Raw genomic sequence first — 3624 nt, 5'->3', positions numbered from 1 at the left:
AGCACCAGCGACACCATGAAGCTGAGCACCGCCATCGAAAACAGCAGCCCGATGCCGTACAGCAGCCACTTGTGAAACAGCGACTCGGTCTGCTTGAAAATCAGGCACAGGATGAACAGCGGTCCCAGGCTGATGAAGAGAGCCAACCCCACCTGGTAGGTCAACAGCAGCGCCCCGGCCGTCATCGCCGGACTTGACACGCCCAGCGCACCCACGAGCGAGGACATGCCCACGCTGGTGACGTTGGAGCCGCTGGTGCTCACGTCCAGGCCCTGCGCGTTGTCGATGGCCGACATGACCACCTGGGTGAGCACCAGGTTCTTGTCGATGGCCGAGACGGGCGATTCCTTCTCGCCGGTGACCATGAGATCGGAAGAGCCCTCCTTGAGCAGACCGTTCGTGAAGATCGAGTGCAGGTCCGATCCCCCAAGGGCCATGGTGCTTGCAGCGATCACGATCAGGGCGTTGCGGCTCATGCTGGCCACCAGGGCAATCATCGGCTCGCGCGACTGGCCGGTGAGGATGCGAAAGCCCTGGATCAGAATCCAGAGCGTGAGCAGCACCAGGGCGACGGTGCTGGCGCGGGCCGTGGCAAGGACATTGCGCATGCTCGCTTTGACCCATTCGGCCATCTCGTCGTGCATGCGAAACAACTCGGCTGCGATCAAATCGAAAGCTGATGGTGCGGTATTCATGATCGGTGAAAGACGATGGGGCTATGAACGCAAAGTGCTGGTACGCGAACTCAACTCAAGCCAGAGCCGGCCCGGCTTGTGCCTGGACCGGTCGATTCATCTGCAGGGGCTGCTGGTTCTGTTGCTGGTTTTGCGCCTCGGCAACGGTAAAGGCCTGCGAGCTTTCTGCAAGCGACGTGTTCAGCGCCACCGCCGTCTCCACATAGGTCACCTTGGAAAGCGCCGAGCCTGGCTTACCCTGCACCGCAATGAGCCTGTCACCGTTGTCGCTCACGGCGACAAGATCGATCTGCCTGAAGCTGCCTTGGCAAGCTGCAGCCGCCAATGTGCCGGCGGCATTGCAGGTGCGCTGGTCGGAAGGAATGCTGCGCTCGGTGTTGATCTTCTCCAGGCCGGCCAAAGCCTGCTGATAGAGCTCGTTGCCAGAGTGCTCAGACTGACTCAAGAGAGGCGACGGCTCTGCCCGGCTGCTGAGCCACGGCCCCGGACGGATGCGCCGCTCGATCGCACGGGAGGCGCCTTCGCGTAGCGTTTCACCGGTCCGCTCCAGGGCCTCGGCTGCCCGCCGAGCGCCGCTCTCCACGGAGTTGCGCACCGCATCGTAGGCCTGCCCCGCGATGTGGCCGGTCGACTTCACGCCTTGACCGACCGTCTGCCCCGCCTGCACCCCGGTTTGCAGTGGAACGGATGCGATGGCGCGGGCGTTGTATACGTCGTCGCGATAGCGATCAATCATGCCGCGATGGGCGTGATAGCGCGCCTCGTTCTCCCGCGAGATGATCGAGCGACCCAGCGTCTCGCCATCGGGCGCGAAGTTGTCGGCGAAATGCGCACTGAAATCGGTGGCCTTGGCGGGATTGCGCGCACTCAGCGCGCCGCCACCGTCGCGGTACCCGGCCTTGCCCAGCGTGTCAATATCCTGCTGCACCGCATAGACCCGCACCTCGCCAAAATGCGCACTGGCTGCGCTCACCGCATCGCCTGCGCGAACGTGGTTGATGACTTGGTGGCCGCCCTTGGGAACTCCATGCACCAGCCCGGCCGCGCCAAAGGCGTTGATGGTCTCGCCCTTGAGGCCGAATTTGTGGGCGTGAAGTTGGGCCAGCGTGCCGCCCAGCGAGTGGCCGGTGACAGTGACGTTGAGAGGCTGGTTGCTCTTTTCTGCATCGGCCTTTGCCTTGTCCAGCACCTTTTGCGTGAAGGCATTCGCGTCACGCGCCTGGGCGTTGACGCCCGCCAACGCCATGCCGGCATCGACGAGGCCGTCTTGCACCGGCTCGCGGCCGAATTCGGTGCCGCGAAAGGCAATGACCACCTCGCCCGTCTCGATCCGCTGATAGGCCGTTGCCTGGAAGCCGGTCCGGGGGTTGTCGGCATGGGCCTCGACCCGATACGTCACGCCGCCCAGGACGACATCCTGGTTGACCCCACGATTTTTGTATGAATCCTTGGCCAGCAGCGCGTAATCCGTGGACGTAATCGTCATTGGAATTTCTCCGTGGCAGTGAGCGTCATCGAGAAGGTGCTCTTCGGCTCTTTGAAATCAGATCGCTGCGCATTGCCGCTGTTGACCCATGGTCGCTCTCCGTCTTTCAAAGGAGTGCTTTCGCGGTACGACAACGTGGAGAAATAACGTGTGGCGGACTTATTCGCCAAGATGTCATTCAGGGCGATGGAGTGGCCGAACGCCAGATTTCCAATCTGCAGACTGAAGTCGGCAAAGGGCATGGACCAGCGGCAAAGGCCCAGTCCGAAGTAGTCCTCGTCCGTCAACAGGTCGACATAGAGCTCACCCTTGTAAACCTTGTCACTCACGCGGGTCAGGGCCATCGGCACATGCCGTTCGGGCGTCAGCCTGACGCCGCTGAAAGGGGTGAGCGGGACGCAACGATCATTCGCTATCTGATAGCCAGCGGACCCCTCCACGGCATCGAACGGTCCCGGCGCATCCTCGATGGTCAGCGTGATTTCATAGCGCATCTTCGGATGCGGATTGAGTTTGATGTCGGGTTGTTTCATGGCTTGGCTGCACGCGGTGGTGGTGAGGGCAAGAAGGACGGCTAGAGCGGAGATGAGGCGCTTCATGGTGGCTATTGAACGCGCACTGGGAGGCTGCAATCGGTGTAGTCAACCTGACAGTTGGCGCCACCAGAGCGTTGACACTTCTGCATGCCTTCCTGGATTGCGTCATCTAGTTTGGGCTTCTGAATCGCTACATACGAGTGATCAGAAACTACGTAAGCGACGCAACCATTCCCATACCAAGCTTCCATCTTGCAGTTGATCCCACCCTTCGCTTGGCAGCCGTTCAGTGCAGCTTGCTCCGCCGTAGCACGGCTTGGCATTTTTGAAGATGTGCCTATTGCGCCTTTTGAACCATCAAGATAAATCGCCCCATATCGATCCTGCCAAACTTCTGCGGGCCGCTGCGGCGCTTGTTGCTGCCCATACCCCGGAATTGGCGAGCAAACAATCGCTGGTGCCCTGCCGTTGTTATGGTCGATGGTGCCCGGTGGGCAGAACCCGCCTTCGGCATGCACGAGGCCATTCCAAAGTAACCCCGCCATCATCAACAACGAGACTCGCGCCACCGTTTTCATCATGCGTCTCCATCAACCTTGAGTGCTTTTGGTGGTTGGGACCGAAGCGGCCCTAATCTCATCGTGTCGGGGTTCTGCCGAGGTGCGGGGAGGCGGGAGGGATGTAGTTGTAGGAATCTGGCTCGATTGCCCAGGGATACTCGCCGGCTCTCGCGCTCCCGCCCCAAAAGTCCCCGGCGCCTGCCCGCCCGGCCCCTGCTGCGCACCGGCCCCGCCACCGAGCACCGAGCTCGTATAGAACTGCCCCAGCGTCCCCCCGAAGAACTGCGCCGCCGCCGCAGGCGCGGTCACCAGCAGCACCGTCAGCAGCAGCCCGATGCCCCCTTGCA

Annotated in this window: 4 protein-coding genes; all 4 read right to left on the bottom strand. The window is 61.7% G+C overall.

All coding sequences use genetic code 11. The features are described 5' to 3' along the window. Positions 1 to 695 (bottom strand): type IV secretion system protein (locus ASC78_RS14310; protein WP_235505094.1); only part of this gene is annotated, 695 nt, incomplete at its 3' end. A 55-nt stretch (positions 696 to 750) separates the two neighbouring features. Beyond that, on the bottom strand, positions 751 to 2181 hold the full coding sequence (locus tag ASC78_RS14305) for an XVIPCD domain-containing protein (RefSeq protein ID WP_055802451.1): 1431 nt from the start codon (positions 2179 to 2181) through the stop codon (positions 751 to 753). After that, positions 2178 to 2780, bottom strand: a complete 603-nt coding sequence (locus tag ASC78_RS14300) for a hypothetical protein (protein ID WP_055802450.1) — start codon at positions 2778 to 2780, stop codon at positions 2178 to 2180. Before ASC78_RS14300 ends, ASC78_RS14305 begins: the two co-directional genes overlap by 4 nt. A gap of 5 nt (positions 2781 to 2785) precedes the next feature. Further along, entirely contained in the window at positions 2786 to 3298 is a 513-nt protein-coding gene (locus ASC78_RS27075) for a DUF4189 domain-containing protein (protein ID WP_082517533.1), read from the bottom strand. Positions 3299 to 3624 lie beyond the last annotated feature (326 nt).

Origin of the sequence: Variovorax sp. Root318D1 (assembly GCF_001424835.1) — a bacterium.
In the GTDB taxonomy this organism is placed as follows: domain Bacteria; phylum Pseudomonadota; class Gammaproteobacteria; order Burkholderiales; family Burkholderiaceae_C; genus Variovorax.
This window is presented reverse-complemented; position numbering and strand designations above follow the sequence as displayed.

Bases quoted from the DNA above. Each gene is read 5' to 3' on its own strand.
- ASC78_RS14305 (WP_055802451.1), bottom strand. From the start codon at position 2,181: ATGACGATTACGTCCACGGATTACGCGCTGCTGGCCAAGGATTCATAC.
- ASC78_RS14300 (WP_055802450.1), bottom strand. From the start codon at position 2,780: ATGAAGCGCCTCATCTCCGCTCTAGCCGTCCTTCTTGCCCTCACCACC.
- ASC78_RS27075 (WP_082517533.1), bottom strand. From the start codon at position 3,298: ATGATGAAAACGGTGGCGCGAGTCTCGTTGTTGATGATGGCGGGGTTA.